The 19,639-nt window shown below is 65.5% G+C and carries 13 protein-coding genes; 5 read left to right on the top strand and 8 right to left on the bottom strand.

What is annotated here, in order from left to right; all coding sequences use genetic code 11:
- Nucleotides 1-161: 161 nt before the first annotated feature.
- The 3 genes from CQ050_RS29520 to CQ050_RS29510 are packed head-to-tail and all read right to left on the bottom strand — an operon-like array spanning nt 162 to nt 3,467.
- The gene (locus CQ050_RS29520; protein WP_105560395.1) at nt 162-1,223 is read right to left on the bottom strand and encodes a nitronate monooxygenase family protein; all 1,062 of its coding nucleotides are present in this window, start codon (nt 1,221-1,223) and stop codon (nt 162-164) included.
- Between the two features lie 17 nt (nt 1,224-1,240).
- Nucleotides 1,241-2,218, bottom strand: coding sequence for a tripartite tricarboxylate transporter substrate binding protein (locus CQ050_RS29515; RefSeq protein ID WP_105560394.1), 978 nt, complete (start codon nt 2,216-2,218; stop codon nt 1,241-1,243).
- Nucleotides 2,219-2,243: 25 nt separating this feature from the next.
- On the bottom strand, nt 2,244-3,467 hold the full coding sequence (locus CQ050_RS29510; protein ID WP_105560393.1) for a YbfB/YjiJ family MFS transporter: 1,224 nt from the start codon (nt 3,465-3,467) through the stop codon (nt 2,244-2,246).
- A 64-nt stretch (nt 3,468-3,531) separates the two neighbouring features.
- Here CQ050_RS29510 and CQ050_RS29505 point away from each other — a divergent pair, with 64 nt between their 5' ends.
- Nucleotides 3,532-4,395, top strand: coding sequence for a LysR family transcriptional regulator (locus tag CQ050_RS29505; protein ID WP_105560392.1), 864 nt, complete (start codon nt 3,532-3,534; stop codon nt 4,393-4,395).
- Here CQ050_RS29505 and CQ050_RS29500 read toward each other — a convergent pair.
- From CQ050_RS29500 to CQ050_RS29485, 4 genes are all read right to left on the bottom strand, one after another.
- Entirely contained in the window at nt 4,392-5,030 is a 639-nt protein-coding gene (locus tag CQ050_RS29500; protein ID WP_105560391.1) for an OmpW family protein, read from the bottom strand. The genes CQ050_RS29505 and CQ050_RS29500 overlap by 4 nt on opposite strands.
- 247 nt (nt 5,031-5,277) lie before the next feature.
- Nucleotides 5,278-6,744: a glutamate synthase subunit beta gene (locus tag CQ050_RS29495; RefSeq protein ID WP_105560390.1), complete on the bottom strand. Its 1,467-nt coding sequence runs from the start codon at nt 6,742-6,744 to the stop codon at nt 5,278-5,280.
- Nucleotides 6,745-6,752: 8 nt separating this feature from the next.
- The gene (locus CQ050_RS29490) at nt 6,753-11,492 is read right to left on the bottom strand and encodes a glutamate synthase-related protein (protein WP_105560389.1); all 4,740 of its coding nucleotides are present in this window, start codon (nt 11,490-11,492) and stop codon (nt 6,753-6,755) included.
- A gap of 350 nt (nt 11,493-11,842) precedes the next feature.
- Nucleotides 11,843-12,601, bottom strand: a complete 759-nt coding sequence (locus CQ050_RS29485; protein ID WP_105560388.1) for a hypothetical protein — start codon at nt 12,599-12,601, stop codon at nt 11,843-11,845.
- A gap of 229 nt (nt 12,602-12,830) precedes the next feature.
- Here CQ050_RS29485 and fghA point away from each other — a divergent pair, with 229 nt between their 5' ends.
- The 3 genes from fghA to rpoH all read left to right on the top strand — a co-directional run bounded on the left by fghA (nt 12,831) and on the right by rpoH (nt 15,696).
- The gene (gene fghA, locus CQ050_RS29480; protein ID WP_105560387.1) at nt 12,831-13,697 is read left to right on the top strand and encodes an S-formylglutathione hydrolase; all 867 of its coding nucleotides are present in this window, start codon (nt 12,831-12,833) and stop codon (nt 13,695-13,697) included.
- Between the two features lie 98 nt (nt 13,698-13,795).
- Nucleotides 13,796-14,485, top strand: a complete 690-nt coding sequence (locus CQ050_RS29475; RefSeq protein WP_105560386.1) for a hypothetical protein — start codon at nt 13,796-13,798, stop codon at nt 14,483-14,485.
- A gap of 326 nt (nt 14,486-14,811) precedes the next feature.
- Nucleotides 14,812-15,696: an RNA polymerase sigma factor RpoH gene (gene rpoH, locus CQ050_RS29470; RefSeq protein WP_105560385.1), complete on the top strand. Its 885-nt coding sequence runs from the start codon at nt 14,812-14,814 to the stop codon at nt 15,694-15,696.
- Between the two features lie 372 nt (nt 15,697-16,068).
- On the opposite strand, the gene CQ050_RS29465 is transcribed toward rpoH, so the two are convergent.
- Complete coding sequence (locus CQ050_RS29465; RefSeq protein ID WP_105560384.1) at nt 16,069-16,905, bottom strand: metallophosphoesterase; 837 nt, start codon at nt 16,903-16,905, stop codon at nt 16,069-16,071.
- A 195-nt stretch (nt 16,906-17,100) separates the two neighbouring features.
- Here CQ050_RS29465 and CQ050_RS29460 point away from each other — a divergent pair.
- A partial coding sequence (locus tag CQ050_RS29460; protein WP_105560383.1) for a cation:proton antiporter occupies nt 17,101-19,639 on the top strand: 2,539 nt, incomplete at its 3' end.

Genomic DNA, 19,639 nt, shown 5'->3' with positions numbered 1-19,639 from the left:
AAGGCGGACTCTGGCCCCCAGCGGCGAGGCGCCATTGTAGCCCGACGCTTTGTAATCACAATGCGATACACCGCGGATGGAACAGTGTTTTCGGTGTCAGGGACAATCGCCCGCCCCGCGACCGCCCGGGAAGGGGCGGCCGTGCGGGGCCCGCCCGGCGGTCAGCGGCGCGCCTGGGCCGCCACGGTCTCGCGGGCCAGCCTCTGGACCAGGTCCGCCGTGCTTTCGCGGCGGGCCAACGGCGCGGCCTGCCCCGCCCACAGAGACAGCACGTTGATGTTGCCGGCTTTGCCGCCGGCCGTGCGCATGGGGCGCGTCAGCGCATTCTGCAGGGGATACGGCAGGATGTCGGCGGCGAGCGCGTCGGCGTCCCGCATGAAGGCGTTGGAGATGCCGCGCGCCGGGCGGCCCGAAAAAGCCCGGGTCACGCGGGACTGCTCGGAGCGCGATGCCGGCAGCACGGCCTTGTAGGCGTCGCTGATGCCGGACTCATGCGTGGTGAGGAAGGCCGTCCCCATTTGTGCGGCATCTGCGCCCAGCGCCAGGGCGGCGGCGATGCCGCGACCGTCCATGATGCCGCCGGAGGCGATCACCGGCACGGAAATCGCATCGGCTATCTGCGGCGCAAGCGCCATGGTGCCAATCAGCGATTGTTCGAAATCATCCAGGAAGGTGCCGCGGTGCCCGCCCGCTTCGGCGCCCTGTGCCACGACGGCGTCCACGCCGTCCTGTTCCAGCGCGACCGCCTCGCGCACGGTGGTCGCCGTGCCGATGGTCAGGATGCCCAGTTCGCGGCAGCGTGCCAGCACGTCGGCCGGGATCCGGCCAAAGGTAAAGCTGAAGACCGCCGGGCGCAGCCGGAGAACGGCCTCGATCTGCCCGGGCAGCGGATCGGGTTGCGGCCCGGGTGCCACGGGGGCCGGCAAGCCCAATTGTTCGTGGTAGCGGGCCATCAGGGCCAGCATGCGGCCCGTGTCGCCCTGCATGGGCTGGTCCGCTACGGACGCGAAGAGGTTGATGGCGAACGGCCGCGGCGTACGGGCGCGGATGTCGGCCGCCGCCGCATCGATCTGCTCGGGGCTCATGTAGGCCGCCCCGAGCGATCCCAGGACACCCGCTTTCGACGCCTCGGACACCAGTTCCACCGTCGTTGCGCCGCCCGCCATGGGGGCCTGGATGATGGGATGGTCCAACTTCAGAAGGTCAAGCAGACGGGTGGCCATGGGAAGACTCCTAAAGGTTATTGAAGCTGGATGTTCCCAGCCTTGATGACGTGGGCCCACTTTTCGGTTTCGCTCTTGATGAAGGCTGCGAATTCCTCGGGCGTGCCGCCGCCGGCCTGGCTGCCGGTGTCGGCGATGGCTTTCTGCACATCCGGTTCCTTCAGGATGCGGTTGAATTCGGCGTTCAGCTTCGCGATGATCGGGGCCGGCGTGCCGGCGGGGGCGACAATGCCCTGCCAGTTGTAGGACTCGAAGCCCGGCAGGCCGGATTCGGCCATCGTGGGCACATCGGGCAGCACGGCCAGGCGCTTGGCGGACGTGACGGCGATGGGGTGGATCTTGGCGCCCTGGATGGCAGGCAGCGCGGAATAGCCCATTTCGAACATCATCGAGATATGACCGCCCATCAGGTCGGTCGCGGCCAGGCTGCCTCCCTTGTAGGGTACGTGCACGATGTCGATCTTGGCCTGTTCGCGGAACATTTCGCCCGACAGGTGGTGCGCGCCGCCCACGCCCGACGAACCGAAGGACAGCTTGCCGGGCTGCTTCTTGGCCAGCGCGATCAGGTCGGCCAGCGTCTTGACCGGCAGCTCGTTGTTCACGCTCAGGACCAGCGGGCTGTTTTCGATCAGGATGATGGGCGCCAGGTCCTTTTGCGGGTTGTAGGGCATTTCCTTCATCAAGGACGGGTTCACGGCCATCGGGGCCAGGTTGCCCGTGCCGATGGTGTAACCGTCGGGCGCGGCCTTGGCGATCAGGTTGGTGCCGACCACGCCGCCTGCGCCCGCCTTGTTTTCGACCACGATCGGCTGGCCCAGCGTTTCGCCCAGCTTGCGCGCCAGCAGCCGCACGCGCGTGTCGGCGAAGCCGCCGGGCGCGTAGGGGACGATCATGGTGATGGGTTTGGCGGGCCAGTCGGCGGTCTGGGCCTGCGCGGCGCTGCTGAAAGCGGCAACCGCCGCCAAGGTGGCGATCAGGGGGCGCAAAGATTTCATGCTGGGTGACTCCTCTTTCTTGTCTCTAATGTGTACAGCCTTGCGGGCCGATCGCATTATGCCCAGCGCCTATGTCTTCTGTCGTGATTTTTCCCAGGCGCCAGGCCGACAGCGCCAGCAGCGCCGCGCCGGCCCCCAGCACTTGCGGCAGGCCCGCGCCCCAGTGGGACGCCCACGAGGCCAACAGCGGCCCCAATATCTGTCCGGCGGCGAACGCGGCGGTCATGATGGCGGCGGCCCGGGGCGCGGCAGCGCCGGCGGCGCGCCGCGCGGTCAGCATGCCGGCCTGGGTGATCACCATGAACGTGCCGCCCACCAGCAGCGCGGCCACGATCACGGCCGCGATGTGATGCCAGAGCGTCACGGCCAGCATGCCAATCGCCATCAGCGCCTGCGCGCCCTGCCAGACGCGCTTGTCGTCGCGGCCGCGGGCAAGCCTGGGCACCAGCAGGCAGGACACGGCCGCCGCCAGCCCGAACAGCGGCCAGGCCCAGCCGAAGACTGCCGGGTCTGCAATGACCTCCTTGGCCATCGCGGGCAGAAACGTGGCGGGAATGATGTAGCCCACGCCGAATACACCGTAGTGCAGCGCCAGGCGAGGAACCGCGCGGGATAGCCGGGCGGGTCGTGCGGCGGCGGCCGACGGCCGGCCCGAGGCGGCTGGCCGGTTCAGCCCGGGCCAGGCGATGACGGACAGGGCCAGCGTCAATCCGCCCAGGGCCAGCCACATGCCGTCGGCACGGACGCCCCAGGCCATCAGCCCCAGGCAGGCCAGCCCGGTCAGCGCGATGCCCGCGCCCACGCCGGCATAGGTCAGCCCCGCCGCGACGGGTTCGTGCGGATCTCCCGCCGGCACGGTCCGCCAGCCGGCCACGCAGATGAAGGCGCTGGCGCTGGCGTAGCCGGCGGCCAGCCGCAGCGCACACCAGAACGCGACGTCGTGCATCAGCGGCATGGCCAGGGTCAGCAGCGCCACGGCCAGCAGGCTCAGCGCAAGCTGGCCCCGGGGGTGTCGCACCGGCCAGACCACGGCCGCCAGCGCGCCCAGCAGGTAGCCGGCATAGTTGGCCGAGGCGATCCAGCTGCCCTGGGCCAGCGACAGGCCGCCTTCCTGCGCCATCAGCGGCCAGACGGGGGTAAAGGCGAAACGTCCGATCCCCATGGCAGCGGCCAGCGCCAGGGCGGCCGGCCAGGCCAGGCTGGCGGCGCTGCGGGAGTCGGGAACGGAAGGGTACGCAGGCGTTGACATGCGTCCACTCTACGGCTGTACTAATATCTTTAATAGTGAATTATTAAGAACATGGGTTCTTGAAATGAGAAACTTGGATCTCGACGCGTTGCAGATCTTCAAGGCGGTGGCCGATCAGGGCGGCGTGGCGCGCGCGGCCCAGCACCTGAACCGGGTGCAGTCCAATGTGTCGACCCGCTTGAAGCAATTGGAGGCCTCGCTGGAGGCCCCGCTCTTTCGCCGCCAGAACCGCCGGCTGGTGTTGTCGGACCAGGGGCGCGTGCTGCTGTCCTACGCGGATCGTCTGTTGCGCTTGTCGGACGAAGCGCAGGCCGCGGTGCGTGACGGCGCCCCGCAAGGCGTGCTGCGCATCGGCACCATGGAAAGCACGGCTGCCGCGCGCCTGCCGCCCATCCTGGCGGCGTATCACGCGGCTTGGCCGCAGGTGGGGATAGAACTGGTCACGGGGACGTCGGGCGCCCTGGCGACCAAGGTGCGCAACTATGAAATCGAGGCGGCGTTCGTGGCCCAGCCGTTTCCGGCCGATGGCCTGGCTGCCATGGATGCCTTCAAGGAAGACCTGACGCTGATTTCGCCGCTGGCTTGGGGCGAGATCGCGAGTGCTCGCGATCTGGGCGGCCGTACCGTCATTGCGTTTGCGGCGGGGTGCTCGTATCGGCGCATCCTGGAATCATGGTTGAACCACGAAGGCCTGGCGCCGGGGCGTGTGATGGAGTTCGCCTCGTATCACGCCATTGTGGCGTGCGTGGCGGCGGGCTCGGGCGTGGCCATCGTGCCTCGTTCGGTGCTGGCCGTGCTGGGGGCCGAGCATTCCGTCCGTGTTAGCGCGCTGACCGGCCCGTATGCGCACGCCCAGACCCAGTTGGTCTGGCGTGCGGATGACGACGCGCCTGCATTGCAGGCGCTGCGGCAACAGTTGATGGCTTAGAAGCGGTAACCAACACCCAGCGTCGCCACCCACGGATCGATGCGTGCGGTGCCGATGTGCTGGCCGTCCAGCTTCACCTTCGACCTGATGTCGATGTAGCGGATGTCGGCGTTCATGAACCAGCGTTCGTTGATCTTGAAGTCCGCGCCCAGTTGCGCGGCGACGCCCCAGGAATCGCCCAGCTTCAGGTCCGAACCCTTCAACGCGCCTTCGGCCTTGGTGTCGAAGAAGTGCGTGTAGTTGATGCCCACGCCGATGTACGGCTGGATCATGCTGTCCGGCAGGATGTGCCATTGCAGGCTGAGCGTGGGGGGCAGTTGCTTGCTGGAGCCGATCTTGCCCAGGCCGCTGCCGCTGACGTCGTGCTGGAACGGCCAGGCGCCCAGCAGTTCGATACCGATGTTGCGCGTCACCATGTAACCCAGCGTGAAGCTCGGACGGACGTTGTTGTTGACGTCGAGTTTGACGCTGCCGTCCAGCACCGTGCCGTTGTTGGACGAAGGACGGACCTGTGTCACGCCCACGCGGAACAGCACGTCGCCTGCCTCATGGGCATGCGCGGGAGCGGCGAGTGCGCCGGCGGCGATCAGTCCGGCGATGGCGGTGGCGCGGATACGCCCGTTCAGCGAAAACATTTTTCTTCTCCGATCTTTCCATGAGGGTGAGACGACAGGTTCTCAAACCTGGCTTCAGGCCTGATTGATATGTGTCAAACCGTGAAAAGATGGAACGCGCCCGTGGCCGCCAGGCAACAAGAATCAGACGGATCCTACGCAAGCGCGACTCTCTACGGAAATGATCATGTCGCGCGTCTGAATGCATTCGCCGCCTTGGCGCGGGGGCGCGAAGGCGGCGAATGGGGTATTGCCAGCGTCGGAAGGATCAGCGCGGCAATTCGCTAGCGCCCATCAGGTAGGCATCGACCGAACGCGCGCATTGGCGGCCTTCGCGGATGGCCCAGACCACCAGTGACTGGCCCCGGCGCATGTCGCCCGCGGCAAACACCTTTTCGACATTGGTGCGGTAGTCGTCGGTGTTGGCGCGCACGTTGCCGCGCGCGTCGCGGTCCACGCCGAACGCGTCCAGCACGGTCTGAACCGGCGACACGAAGCCCATGGCCAGCAGCACCAGGTCAGCCTTGATCTCGAATTCCGAGCCTTCGACTTCGCGCATCTTCATCTGGCCGGTGGCGTCGTCCTTGAACCATTCGACGCGGGCGCCGACCAGCTTTTCAACCTTGCCGTTGCTGCCCTTGAGCAGCTTGGTGGTGACGGACCAATCGCGTTCGCAGCCTTCTTCGTGGGAAGACGACGTGCGCATCTTCAGCGGCCAGTACGGCCACGTCATGGTCTTGTTTTCGGACTCGGGCGGCTGGGGCATCAGTTCAAACTGCGTGACCGAGGCTGCGCCGTGGCGGTTGCTGGTGCCCACGCAATCGGAACCCGTATCGCCGCCACCGATCACGACCACGTGCTTGCCCTTGGCCAGCGTCTGGTCGGTCAGGCGATCGCCGGCGACGGCCTTGTTCTGCTGACGCAGGAAGTCCATCGCGTAGTACACGCCCGACAGTTCGCGGCCCGGCACCGGCAGGTCGCGCGGGGTCTCGGAACCGCCCGTCATGACGATCGCGTCGAACTCGGCCTTCAGCGAATCCGGCGTGCGCACCGTCAGGCCATCGGCCACGGGGTCCTTCGGGTTGCCGATGTAGGTCGACGGCGCGAATTCCACGCCCTCGGCTTCCATCTGCGAGATGCGGCGGTCGATCTGGTGCTTTTCCAGCTTGAAATCGGGGATGCCGTAACGCAGCAGGCCGCCGATGCGGTCGCTCTTTTCGAACAGCGTCACCGAGTGGCCGGCGCGCGCCAACTGCTGCGCGCACGCCATGCCGGCGGGTCCGGAACCCACCACCGCGACCTTCTTGCCGGTCTTCTTGGCCGGCACCAGCGGTGCGACCCAACCCTCGGCCCAACCCTTGTCGATGATGGCGTGCTCGATGGACTTGATGCCGACAGCGTCGCTGTTGATGTTCAAGGTACAGGCGGCTTCACACGGCGCCGGGCAGATGCGGCCGGTGAACTCCGGGAAGTTATTGGTGGAGTGCAGCACGTCCAGCGCGCGGCGCCAGTCCTGCTTGTACACCAGGTCATTCCAGTCGGGGATGATGTTGTTGACCGGGCAGCCGTTGTTGCAGAACGGGATGCCGCAGTCCATGCAGCGCGCGGCTTGCTGCTTGGCCTGGTCGTCGGTCAGGTGCAGCACGAATTCGCGCCAGTTCTTCAGCCGCTTCTGCGGGGCCTCGGAGGCCTCCTGCAGACGCTGAAATTCCATAAAGCCGGTAATCTTTCCCATGGTATCCCTCACGCAGCCAGTTGTTGCTGGTTGGCTGCACGCCACATTTCACCCAATGCGCGACGGTAGTCCGTCGGCATGACCTTTACGAATTTGCCGCGCGAGGCTTCCCAGTCGCCCAGGATCTCGCGGGCGCGGTAGCTGCCGGTGTAGCGGAAGTGGTCTTCCACCAGGCGGCGCAGGATGGTTTCATCCGTCTCGCGTTCGCCACCGCGCTGCGCGCTGTGCCAGATGTCGATATTGTTCAGCGCTTGCTGTTCCGCATGCGGCGCCACGCCTTCCAGTTCCACCATCGACAGGTTGACGCGATGCTTGAGCGTGCGTTCCGGATCCCAGACATACGCGACGCCGCCCGACATGCCGGCCGCGAAGTTGCGGCCCGTGGCGCCCAGCACCACGACCGTGCCGCCCGTCATGTATTCGCAGCCGTGGTCGCCCGTGCCTTCGACAACCGTGGCCGCGCCCGAGTTACGCACCGCGAAACGTTCGCCGGCCACGCCGTTGAAGAACGCCTCGCCCGCCAACGCGCCGTACAGCACGGTGTTGCCGGCAATGATGTGGTCGGGGCCGAAGCCGCGGAAGTCGTTGGGCGAGCGCACGATGATGCGGCCGCCGGACAAGCCCTTGCCGACGTAGTCGTTGCCTTCGCCCACCAGGTCCATCGTGATGCCGTGCGCCAGGAACGCGCCGAAGCTTTGGCCGGCGGTGCCGTTGCACTGGATGTGGATGGTGTCGTCCGGCAGGCCGTCGTGGCCGTAGCGCGAGGCCACGGCGCCCGACAGCATGGCGCCGATCGTACGGTTGCGGTTGCGCACCGGCACGATGAACGACACCTTTTCGCCGCGCTCCAGCGCGGGGCGGCTGCGGTCGATCAACTGGTGATCCAGCGCGCCGGCCAGGCCGTGGTCCTGCTCTTCGGTCTGGCGCACGTCGGCGTCCGATTGCGTTTGATGGAACACGCGGGCGAAGTCCAGCCCTTGCGCCTTCCAGTGCTCAACGCCCGAACGCATGTCCAGCAGATCGGCGCGGCCGATCAGGTCGTCGAACTTGCGGATGCCCAGTTGCGCCATGATTTCGCGCACTTCTTCGGCGATGAAGAAGAAGAAGTTGACGACGTGTTCCGGCTTGCCCTGGAATTTCTTGCGCAGGACCGGGTCTTGCGTGGCCACGCCCACCGGGCAGGTGTTCAGGTGGCACTTGCGCATCATGATGCAGCCTTCGACAACCAGCGGCGCCGTGGCGAAGCCGAATTCATCGGCACCCAGCAGCGCGCCGATGACGACGTCGCGGCCGGTCTTCATCTGGCCGTCGGCCTGCACGCGGATGCGGCTGCGCAGGCGGTTCAGCACCAGCGTCTGCTGCGTTTCGGCCAGGCCCAGTTCCCAGGGCGTGCCCACGTGCTTGATGGACGACACCGGCGATGCGCCCGTGCCGCCGTCGTGGCCGGCGATCACGACGTGATCGGCCTTGGCCTTGGCGACACCCGCGGCCACCGTGCCCACGCCCACTTCGGACACCAGCTTGACCGACACCGACGCCTTGGAATTCACGTTCTTCAGGTCGTGGATCAGCTGGGCCAGGTCTTCAATGGAATAGATGTCGTGGTGCGGCGGGGGCGAAATCAGGCCCACGCCCGGCACGGAATAACGCAGCTTGGCGATGTATTCCGACACCTTGTGGCCGGGCAGCTGACCGCCTTCGCCGGGCTTGGCGCCCTGCGCCATCTTGATCTGGATCTGGTCGGCGGACGACAGGTATTCGGCGGTCACGCCAAAACGGCCCGAGGCCACCTGCTTGATCTTCGAGCGCAGCGAATCGCCCTTCTTCAAGACGACATCGGCTTCGATGCGGTCCGAGCCCAGCAGCGAGGCCAGCGTGTCGCCGTCCTTGATGGTGCTCTTGCCTTCGCGCATTTCGGCGCGGTAGCGCAGTTCGTCTTCGCCGCCTTCGCCGGTGTTGGACTTGCCGCCGATGCGGTTCATGGCCACGGCCAGCACCGAGTGCGCTTCGGTCGAGATCGAGCCCAGCGACATGGCGCCGGTGGCAAAGCGCTTGACGATGTCCTTGGCGGACTCGACGTCATCCAGCGGGATGGCGCGCGACGGGTCGAAGCGGAATTCGAACAGGCCGCGCAGGGTCATGTGGCGACGGCTTTGGTCGTTGATGATCTGCGCGTATTCCTTGTAAGTGCGGTAGTTGTTGGCGCGCGAGGCGTGCTGCAACTTGGCGATGGAATCCGGCGTCCACATGTGCTCTTCGCCGCGCACGCGGTAGGCGTATTCGCCACCGGCGTCCAGGTCGTTGGCCAGCACGGGGTCGGTGCTGAACGCCGCGCGGTGCTGGCGCAGCGCTTCTTCAGCCACCTGGAAGATGCCGATGCCTTCGATGTTGGACGAGGTGCCCGTGAAGTACTTGTTCACCAGGTTGCTTTGCAGGCCCACGGCTTCGAAGATCTGCGCGCCGGTATAGGACATGTAGGTCGAGATGCCCATCTTGGACATGACCTTGTTCAAGCCCTTGCCGATTGCCTTGATGAAGTTCTTCACGGCCTTTTCGGGGTCATTCATCTTGCCCAGCGATTCCAGCGCCAGGTAGGGGTGAATGGCCTCGGCGCCGTAGCCGCCCAGCAGCGCGAAGTGGTGCACTTCGCGGGCCGAACCGGTTTCCACGACCAGGCCGGTGTTGGTGCGCAGGCCGGCGCGGATCAGATGCTGGTGCACGGCCGACGTTGCCAGCAGCGCGGGGATGGCCACGCGTTCGCTGTCGACCAGGCGATCCGACACGATCAGGATGTTGTAGCCGCTTTGCACGGCATCGACGGCGCGCGCGCACAGCGCGGCCACGCGGGCTTCAATGCCCTCGGGGCCCCAGGCGGCGGGGTACGTGATGTCGAGCTCGAAGCTGCGGAATTTCTTGCCCGTGACCTGCTCGATGTCGCGGATCTGCGCCATGGCGGCAAAGTCCAGCACCGGCTGGGACACTTCCAGGCGCAGCGGCGGGTTGACGTTGTTGATGTCCAGCAGGTTGGGCTTGGGGCCGATGAACGACACCAGCGACATCACCAGCTGTTCGCGGATGGGGTCGATGGGCGGGTTCGTGACCTGCGCGAACAACTGGCGGAAATAGTTGTAGAACGGCTTGGCGCGGTCGGACAGCACGGCCAGCGGGGCGTCGTTGCCCATCGAGCCAATGACTTCCTCGCCGGTAGACGCCATGGGTTCCAGGATGAACTTGTAGTCTTCCTGGGTCCAGCCGAAGGCTTGCTGGCGGTCCAGCAGCGACACGGACGACTGCGTGGCGACGGCGGCCTGGCGCGGGGCCGGCAGCGATTCCAGCTTGATCTGCAGGCGCTCGATCCACTGACGGTACGGGCGGCTGTTGGCCAGTTGCAGCTTGATTTCGGCGTCGTCGATGATGCGGCCCTGTTCCAGGTCGATCAGGAACATCTTGCCCGGCTGCAGGCGCCACTTCTTGACGATGCGGTTTTCGGGAATCGACAGCGTGCCGGCTTCGGACGCCAGGATGACCATGTCGTCATCGGTGACTAGGTAGCGGGCGGGGCGCAGGCCGTTGCGGTCCAGCGTGGCGCCGATCTGGCGGCCATCGGTGAAGGCGACGGCGGCGGGGCCGTCCCACGGCTCCATCATGGCAGCGTGGTATTCGTAGAACGCGCGGCGCGACTCGTCCATCTGCGTGTGCTGTTCCCAGGCTTCCGGGATCATCATCATCATGGCGTGGGCCAGGGAATAGCCGGAATTGACCAGCAGTTCCAGGCAGTTGTCGAACGTGGCGGTGTCCGACTGGCCTTCGTAGACGATGGGGTACAGCTTTTTCAGATCGTCGCCCAGCACGGCCGACTGCATCATGCCTTCACGGGCGCGCAGCCAGTTGAAGTTGCCCTTGACCGTGTTGATTTCCCCGTTGTGGGCGATCATGCGGTACGGGTGGGCCAGCGGCCAGGCGGGGAACGTGTTGGTCGAAAAACGCTGGTGAACCAGCGCCAGCGCGGATACGGCGCGCGTGTCGGCCAGATCGCGGTAATAGCGGCCGACCTGGTCGGCCAGCAGCAGGCCCTTGTAGACCACGGTGCGCACCGACGCCGATGGCACGAAGTATTCCTTGCCGTGGGCCAGATGCATGTTCTGGATGGCGTGGCTGGCGGTCTTGCGGATCACGTACAGCTTGCGTTCCAGCGCGTCGGGCACCATCACGTCGGCGCCACGGCCGATGAACAGCTGGCGGATCACGGGCTCGCATTCACGCACGGTGGGCGACATCGGCATGTCGACGTCCACCGGCACATTGCGCCAGCCCAGGACGACCTGGCCTTCGGCGCGCACCGAACGTTCAAGTTCTTGCTCGCAAGCCAGGCGCGAGGCGGTTTCCTTGGGCAGGAACACCATGGCCACGCCGTACTCGCCGGGAGGCGGCAGGATGATGCCTTGCTGGCTCAGTTCGTCGCGATAGAGCGTGTCCGGAATCTGGATCAGGATGCCCGCGCCGTCGCCCATCAGCTTGTCCGCGCCGACTGCGCCGCGGTGGTCCAGGTTTTCAAGGATCTTTAGACCCTGCTGGATGATCGCGTGGCTTTTCTTGCCCTTGATGTGCGCAACGAAACCGACACCACAGGCGTCGTGCTCATTCTTGGGGTGGTACAGCCCTTGAGCCGCAGGCAGACCGATGCGGCTGGCATCGATAGGGGTCGCCTTGGGGGTGGGACAGGATTCGATCGGGGTAATTTGGGGCATGGCGCGCTCCGCAGTGGGCCTGCGTCGTAATGTTGCAGTGCAGGAGACGGACAATACCCCCGTCGCAAGTAGGGTGCAATAGAAACAAACAGGGTATGACCCTATTTATATTAATGCTCCATCATAGTGCGTAAATATGGGGACGCATTAACGCCCGCGCCGTTATTGGCTTGCCGCGGCGAGTGCCCAGGACGTCGCATGCCGACGGGGGTGGAATCCCTGGATTTCCCTTTATGTGTCCCTAATTTTATGGACATTTGCGGCTGAGAAATTGACGCGTCGATGTGGCGAAAAGTGCACGTGAATGTGCGTCGCGCCAAAAAAACCCGCCATGCAGGCGGGTCGGGATGTCAGGAGCTTGTCGTCGGGGGGGATGGCGAGGGGGCGGGAGCACCGGACTCGGCATCCGCCGGCGCGGCGGGCTTTTTACGCGGCCGGCCGCGTTGGCCGGGCGCGACACGCCGGCTGGCGGTATGGGCCAGGCTGGCAATGAAGCTTGCGCCGCCCAGCGCCCACTGGCCCGACACGGCCTGGTCGATGCGTTGCGATTCTTCGCGCGACAGGCCGTCCTGGAGGCGCTTGCGATAGTTGGCCTGACGGTCGAACGGCGTATTGCCGCACGCCCAGTAGTCGGCGTGATCGGATTGCCACTGTGCAGGCGCGGCTGTCGTGTTGCCGGTGTGGCTGGCGGCCGAGGACCAGGGCCAGGAATCGGGGTCTTGCGACGCGCCGCTGCGCACGGGATAGGTTTCCAGCCAGACCAGCGCTGGCAGTACCCAGGCGCCGGGTTCCAGCAGGGCGGACCGATAGCGGCCCGCGAACACGCGACCGCCGCGCAGGCGCGCTGCCAGATTCCGGCCCAGCGTCTGCATCAGCCTGGGCAGGCCTTCTTCGTCGGCCGGAGTGGCCAGCAGCAGGATGCGGTCGTTGGCAAGCAGCCACCCATGAACCGACACCCGATGGCGTTGGGCGGATTCGCCCAGCCACGTGGCCAGTTGATTCAGGATATCGGCGGGCGCGGGTTGCGATGGCGCGGCCAGCGGCGAAATGAAGTTGGCCTGCACCAGTTGGGGCAGCCCAGGGGCGTACAGACGGGGCAGACGGGCCATAGTGTCAGGGCTTGCGTATCTGGAAGAACGGGTTGTCTTCGCTCACGGTATATAAATAGTGCCACGGTGGGCGCTGGTCAAGTCCCGTGATCACAATATGGGCACGGAATCTGTTTTTTTTGCCGCCGAGCCCGTATGAAGCGCAGGTTAACATTCGGCGACGGAACGTCGTACCGTGGATATACCCTAACCCGTCGACGTTTTTTTCACCCCTGACCGGAGAAAATCCATGCCTGTGGCCTTGGAACTCATTTCCCAGCATCGCTGCTTTGGCGGTACGCAGCGCTACTACCGCCATGAGTCCGCGGCGATCGGCCTGCCGATGCGCTTTTCGGTCTACATTCCGCCGCAAGCCGAACACGGGCCGGTGCCGGTGCTGTTCTATCTGGCGGGACTGACCTGCACCGAAGAGACGTTCATGATCAAGGCGGGCGCGCAGCGTCTGGCGGCCGAACTGGGCGTGATGCTCGTGGCCCCCGACACCAGCCCGCGCGGCGCCAACGCACCGGGCGAAGACGAAAGCTGGGACCTGGGTACCGGCGCCGGCTTCTATGTCGACGCCACGACGCCAGCCTGGCGCGGCCACTACCGCATGTATAGCTACGTCACCGACGAGTTGCATGGCATCGTCACGGGCGAGGCCTTGCCCGGCGACGCGTCGCGCACGGGTATTTTTGGGCACTCCATGGGCGGCCACGGTGCCCTGGTGCTGGCGCTGCGCAATCCGGGCAAGTTCCGCTCGGTGTCTGCGTTCGCGCCCATTGCGGCGCCCAGCCAGTGCCCATGGGGCAAGAAAGCGTTTGGCGCCTACCTGGGCGACGACGTCCAGGCATGGGCCGCGTACGACGCCTCTAGCCTGATGCGCGGCCTGCGGCAGCCCTTCCCGGCTGGCATCCTGATCGACCAGGGCGAATCAGACCAATTCCTGGCTGAACAGTTGTATCCCGACGTGTTCGAGGCGGCCTGCGCCGCCGCCGACCAGCCGCTGACGCTGCGCCGCCAGGCCGGTTACGACCACGGCTACTACTTCATTTCGACCTTCATCGAAGATCACATCCGGTTTCACGTCGAGCGGCTTGGAAAACCGGCGGCCTGAACACGCGCTTCTATACTGGGGAGCCTGCTGCGGCAGGCTCGTGGTGCCCTGGGCGCGCCGGGCTTGGCCCCGCAGCACCCTGAATAGGAACGCCTGACTTGATCAACGGTATTGCTCCCTTCGTCTGGATACTCCTGGCCGCCGTCGTCGTCCTTTTGCCTGGCATGGTCATGCTGCTGGGCCGGGGCGGCCCCCGCGACGAACGTGGCCGCAAGATGTTCCAGTTCCGGCCGGTGCGCCGCCTGTTCGGCTTGATGCTGGTGCTGCTGGGATGCGTGTCGGGCCTGTTGGCGCTGTCGCTGGTCCAGTTCTTCCGGCTGACCACGGACGAATCCGTGGCTCGCATCGAGGTTCGCCAGCAGGCGGAAGGCCAGTTCCAGGTGACAGCCACGGCGTCGGGCGTCAGCCCGAAGCAATACGTGCTGTACGGCGACCAATGGCAGATCGACGCTCGTGTCGTGCGCTGGAAGCTGCCGGCGCTGATAGCGGGCGTGCCGCCCCTGTACCGCTTGGAGCGCCTGTCCGGCCGCTATAGCGACGTGTCGCGGGAAGCGTCGGCGACGCGTTCGGTCCATGCGCTGGACGACTGGCCGGCGCCGGACCTGGGGTCGCTTAAAAAGACGTTCCCGAACTGGTTCCCCTTCGTCGATGTCCAATTCGGAAGCGGCGCCTATATGCCGCTGTTCGACGGCGCCAGGTACCAGGTCTTCATGGACCCCCGGGGCGCCCTGTTCGTCCGACCTGACGGCGAGGCGACGGCCGAAGGCCTCAAGCGCCTCGGCTGGTGAGTGGGTGGGCCCCCACGCTGCGCGCGTTGCGCTTGCTGCCCCCCGAGGGGGCGTCTTTTCCCTTGGGGCGGCCCGGCGGGAAAAGGCGGGCCCCCACGCTGCGCGCGTTGCGCTTGCTGCCCCCTGGGGGGCGTCTTTTCCCTTGGGGCGGCCCGTCGGGAAAAGGCGGGCCCCCACGCTGCCGTAGATCGGCGCTTGAAATAAATGGGGGCGCATTTGTCCCATGAAACTTTGACGCACCGCAATAGTCGAATTAGCACTCCCTCTACTAGAGTGCTAACATCGAATCCATGTCGTTACCCCTTCGCTTTCCGGAGACCCTCGCTATGAAACAACCCAGTACCTCGTTGGCCGCTTCTGGCAACGCCCTGGCGTTGGCCATTGCCAATCCGGGCGCACTTGGCACGATCGACGCGTATATTTCTTCGGTCAACCGCCTGCCGGTCTTGTCCGCCGAGCGTGAAACCGAGCTGGGCCGTCGCCTGCGCGACCAGGAAGACCTGGGCGCCGCGCGCGAGTTGATTCTGTCGCACCTGCGCCTGGTGGTGTCGGTTGCCCGCCAGTACCTCGGTTATGGCTTGCCCCACGCCGACCTGATCCAGGAAGGCAACGTCGGCCTGATGAAGGCCGTGAAGCGTTTCGATCCCGAGCGCGGCGTGCGCCTGGTGTCGTTTGCCGTGCACTGGATCAAGGCTGAAATCCACGAATACATCATCCGCAACTGGCGCCTGGTCAAGGTGGCTACCACCAAGGCCCAGCGCAAGCTGTTCTTCAACCTGCGCAGCATGCGCCCCGATGGCCAGACGCTGGACCCTGAACAGGTCGATCACATCGCGCGCGAACTGAATGTGCGCCGCGAAGACGTCAGCGAAATGGAAGTGCGCCTGTCTGGCCGCGACATGTCGCTGGAAAATCAGGACGACGACGACGACAGCTACGCGCCGATCGCCTACCTGTCCGACGATGGCCGCCAGGAACCCACGCGGGTGCTGGAACGCGCCGCGCGCGATCAGTTGCAAAGCACCGGGCTGAATACGGCCCTGGAAGCGCTGGACGCCCGTTCGCGCCGTATCGTCGAGGCCCGCTGGCTGCAAGACGACGGGGGGGCCACGCTGCATGAACTGGCGCAGGAATTCGGCGTATCGGCCGAACGCATCCGCCAGATCGAAGCGGCCGCATTGAAGAAGATGCGCGGCAATCTGGCTGCCTGATCGCCCCGTCTGATCACCCGCATGCGATCCGCAGGATCCACACCGATAAGGGCCGCGCAAGCGGCCCTTTTCTTTGCGCGCGGTGGTCACGAATGGTGTGATCGCACAGGCGCCGGGCCGATCAATAAATTGATACAAATTAGCCCTGAATTTCGCGCCATTGCAGAAACTTAATGGGAATCGCGCCGACTAACTTCATGTAGACCGCGAACTTCGGTTAGCAGTCTTGTCATCCGTCTCGGCTTCTCCTCTTTCCCCTCCCCTATGAGACGGATGCTTGCGGGGCACCATGCATATCTTGGTGCCCCGTTTTTTATGCGCGAGCCAAATGCGGGCGCCACGTCGCCCGATTCCGCAGTGCCTTCTTCCCTATCAAGCCGCCTGTGCGTTGTCGGGCGCCAGCGCCGTATGCCATAGCGCATCTTGCACGCGGCGCACGCCGGTCGCCATCGATCCGTCCTGGTAGAGCTTGATCCAGCGGTAGCCGGGCGCCATGTTGTCGACCACGTGCTTGCCATCGCGGATGCTGAACTGGAAGCAGGTCGACGGCGTGGCGAGCATGCGCAGGTTGTGCCGGCGGCGGTCGAACTCATGGTGCACGTGCCCCCATAGCAGCACGCGAGCCTGCGGCCAGCGGGCCAGGCGCTTGAACAGCGCCTGCGGGTTGTCGATCATCATCGAGTCATGCCAGTGGCTGTCCATCTGCATCGGGTTGTGATGCATGGCGATCAACGTGTGGCGGCCGGGGGCCTCCGCCAGGGCGGCCTCCAGCAGGTCAAGCTGGCCGTCGGGCAAGTGGCCGGCATTGGACCCGGGCACCGTTGTGTCCAGCGCCACGACGCGCCACGCGCCGACGTCTGTCACCGGGGCCGACCATTGCGCCAATTCCTGGCGCAGCACGGCTGGTTGATCGTGGTTGCCTGGCAGGCAGCGGATCTGGGCGCGCGCCAACCCTTCGGCTTCGCCCAGGATTGTGGCAAAGCGGCGGTAGGAAGCGGCTTCGCCGTCTTGCGACAGGTCGCCCGTGGCCAGCAACAGGTCGGGATGCTTGCCGTCAGCCTCGATCTGGCGCAGCACGGCACGCAGGCTTGCGTCGGTATTGACGCCCAGCATCGCGGTGTCGGGTTCGCCGAACAAATGGCTGTCGGTCAGCTGGACGAGCATGGCGGGCGCGTCGTGACGCCGGGCCAGGGAATGGACGCGAGGCAAGTGTGGCTCCTGCGGAGTGGATACGTTTGCACATTACCCAAAAAACAGAACCCGGCGCGCATTTCGCGAGCGCCTTGGGGTAACGAAACGTGCGTTGCCGCGATTCTCTTCGATTTGCCGCCAGGGGGCGCGGGAAAAAGCCGCTATTCTTGGAAAACTTCACATTCGTTTCATGTTCGGGGCGCGGCGCTATCCATGGATGTCGGTTTTCTTGTTTTCGGCTTGGCCGGTTTGCTTACGCTGGTCTGCTTCATGCCTCCGCTGGCCGGCCGCCTCAAGCTGCCGTACTCGGTGCTGCTGGCTATCGTCGGCTGTTTGCTGGGCATCATCATTCACGTGCACGGCTGGGCGCCCAGCTGGATCGCCGATTTCCTGGACTCGCTGGAACGTTTCGAGATTTCGTCAGAAACCTTCCTGATGGTTTTCCTGCCGGTGTTGTTGTTCGAGACCGCGCTGTCCATGAACGTGCGCCGCCTGATGGACGACATCGGCCCCATCCTGATGATGGCCATCGTGGCCGTGGTGGTGTGCACGGTGGTGGTCGGCGTGACGCTGGACGCGATCTCGTCTTACGGCCTGGTGGTCTGCCTGTTGCTGGGCGCCATCGTCGCGACGACCGACCCTGTCGCCGTGGTGGGCATCTTCCGTGAGGTGGGCGCGCCCAAGCGCCTGACGACGCTCGTCGAAGGCGAAAGCCTCTTCAACGACGCCGCGTCCATCGCCCTGTACTCCGTGCTGCTGGCCGTGCTGAGCGGCCATGGCGAACTGACCGTCAGCGGCATTTTCAACGACTTCATCGTGCACTTCATCGGGGGCGGCATCGCCGGCTTCGCGATGGGGCGGCTGGCCTGCTTCCTGTTCGCGTGGCTGCGCGGCTATCCCACGGCCGAGATCACGCTGACGCTGACGCTGGCCTACCTGTCCTTCTTTATTTCCGAGCACTACCTGAACGTTTCGGGCGTGGTCGCCACGGTGATCGCGGGCCTGGTCGTGGGGTCCACCGGCCGCACGCGCATGTCCCCGACCACCTTCGAGTATCTGTCCAGCGCCTGGGGGCAGTTCGGGTTCTGGGCCAACTCGTTGATTTTCCTGTTCGCGGCCATGCTGATCCCCAAGCTGATGGCCGCCGCCGATTGGCAGGAATTGGTGCTGGTGGCCGTGGTGTTCGTCGCGACGCTGGTCGCGCGCGCCATCGTGGTCTTCGGGTTATTGCCGTTGCTGGGGCTGACGAAACTGGGCACCAAGGTCAGCAACCCGTATAAGGTGGTGATGCTGTGGGGCGGACTGCGCGGCGCCGTGTCGCTGGCGCTGGCGCTGGCCGTGACCGAGCAGACCGGCGTGCCCGAAGAGGCGCGCCAATTCATCGCGGTGGCTACGACCAGCTACGTCCTGTTGACGCTCTTCATCAACGGCATCAGCCTGCGGCCGCTGATCCGCATGCTGGGCCTGAACCAGTTGTCGTCGGTGGAGCGCACCATCCGCAACCAGGCGCTGGCCGTGGCGCTGGAAGACCTGCAAGGCAAAACCGACGAAGTGGCCAAGACCGAGCACATCGGCACCGAGGTCCGTGACCGCATCCGCGCCGTGTTCGACGCCAGCCTGACCAGCGTGCATGACGGCCAGGTCAGCCAGATGAGCGACGAGCAGCGTGTGGCCGTGGGCCTGGCCATCGTGGCGCAGCGCGAAGAGGAAATGTTCTTCGACATTCTTAAGGCGCAGATCGTGGATTGGCGCATGGCCGAGGCCTTGCTGGCGCGGGCCGAACGGTTGGAGGACGCCATCCGCCTGGGCGGGGTGCCGGGCTTTGAACGCGCCATCGTGGCAGACGTGCGCTATTCCACCGCGTTCCGCCTGGCGCTGCGCATGCACTACCTGTTTGGCTTCCAGGGCTGGCTGGCGCGCGAACTGGGGCAGCGTTTCGCCAACCTGATGAGCAAGCGCTCCGTGGCGCAGCGGCTGATCGTCTTCGCGCGGGAGCAGATCACCCCGCTGCTGGGCGAGGAAGCCACGCAGCGCATCGTGTCGCTGCACCAGCGCCGCCTGGACCTTATCGAAAGCGCCATGCAGGCGCTGAACCTGCAGTACCCGTCGTACGCGCAGTGGTTGCAGGAAAGTTATCTGGGCCGGGTGGCCCGCGAGCTGGAGCGCATCCGCTATCGCGACATGCTTGAGCAGTTTTTGATCAGCGGCGAGGTCTATGCCGATTTGATGGCGCAGTTGAAGAGCCGCTGGGCGCATATCGATACGCACCCCCCGCTGGATATCGAAATGAGCGCGGCCGACCTGATCAAGCGCGTGCCGCTGTTCGAAGGCCTGTCGCCCGATTCACTGCGCGCGATCAGCAAGCTCCTCAAGCCGCGCCTGTCCCTGCCCGACCAGCGCGTGCTGACAAAGGGCCGCCATGGCGAGGAAATGTGCTTTGTGGCGTCGGGCGCCGTGGCCGTGCATCTGCCCGATCACACCATGATCGAACTGGGCAGCGGCGAATTCTTCGGTGAACTTGGATTGTTGGGCGAACAGCAGATAACGCCGGACGTCACGTCGCTGGGCTATAGCAAGTTGCTGATGCTGTCGTCGCGCGATTTCCACGCGTTGCTGGCGCGGGACGAGCACCTGCGCGAACGTATTCAGGTCGTGGCCAAACAGCGCTTGCGCGCGATCGAGGTCTGGAAGCAGTTTTCGCAGGCGTCCGCTGCGGCGGCCTGGGCCGGGCTGGGGGCAGACACCGGGGCGG

This window comes from Achromobacter sp. MYb9 (assembly GCF_002975275.1).
GTDB lineage: Bacteria > Pseudomonadota > Gammaproteobacteria > Burkholderiales > Burkholderiaceae_B > Achromobacter.
The sequence above is the reverse complement of the archived record's forward strand: the minus strand, read 5'-3'. Positions and strand labels throughout refer to the sequence as shown.

Excerpts from the sequence above, each read along its gene's own strand:
- fghA (WP_105560387.1), top strand. The coding sequence starts at position 12,831 with ATGCCTGTGGCCTTGGAACTCATTTCCCAGCATCGCTGCTTTGGCGGT.
- CQ050_RS29505 (WP_105560392.1), top strand. The coding sequence starts at position 3,532 with ATGAGAAACTTGGATCTCGACGCGTTGCAGATCTTCAAGGCGGTGGCC.
- CQ050_RS29515 (WP_105560394.1), bottom strand. The coding sequence starts at position 2,218 with ATGAAATCTTTGCGCCCCCTGATCGCCACCTTGGCGGCGGTTGCCGCT.
- CQ050_RS29510 (WP_105560393.1), bottom strand. The coding sequence starts at position 3,467 with ATGTCAACGCCTGCGTACCCTTCCGTTCCCGACTCCCGCAGCGCCGCC.
- CQ050_RS29520 (WP_105560395.1), bottom strand. The coding sequence starts at position 1,223 with ATGGCCACCCGTCTGCTTGACCTTCTGAAGTTGGACCATCCCATCATC.
- rpoH (WP_105560385.1), top strand. The coding sequence starts at position 14,812 with ATGAAACAACCCAGTACCTCGTTGGCCGCTTCTGGCAACGCCCTGGCG.
- CQ050_RS29495 (WP_105560390.1), bottom strand. The coding sequence starts at position 6,744 with ATGGGAAAGATTACCGGCTTTATGGAATTTCAGCGTCTGCAGGAGGCC.
- CQ050_RS29490 (WP_105560389.1), bottom strand. The coding sequence starts at position 11,492 with ATGCCCCAAATTACCCCGATCGAATCCTGTCCCACCCCCAAGGCGACC.
- CQ050_RS29500 (WP_105560391.1), bottom strand. The coding sequence starts at position 5,030 with ATGTTTTCGCTGAACGGGCGTATCCGCGCCACCGCCATCGCCGGACTG.
- CQ050_RS29485 (WP_105560388.1), bottom strand. The coding sequence starts at position 12,601 with ATGGCCCGTCTGCCCCGTCTGTACGCCCCTGGGCTGCCCCAACTGGTG.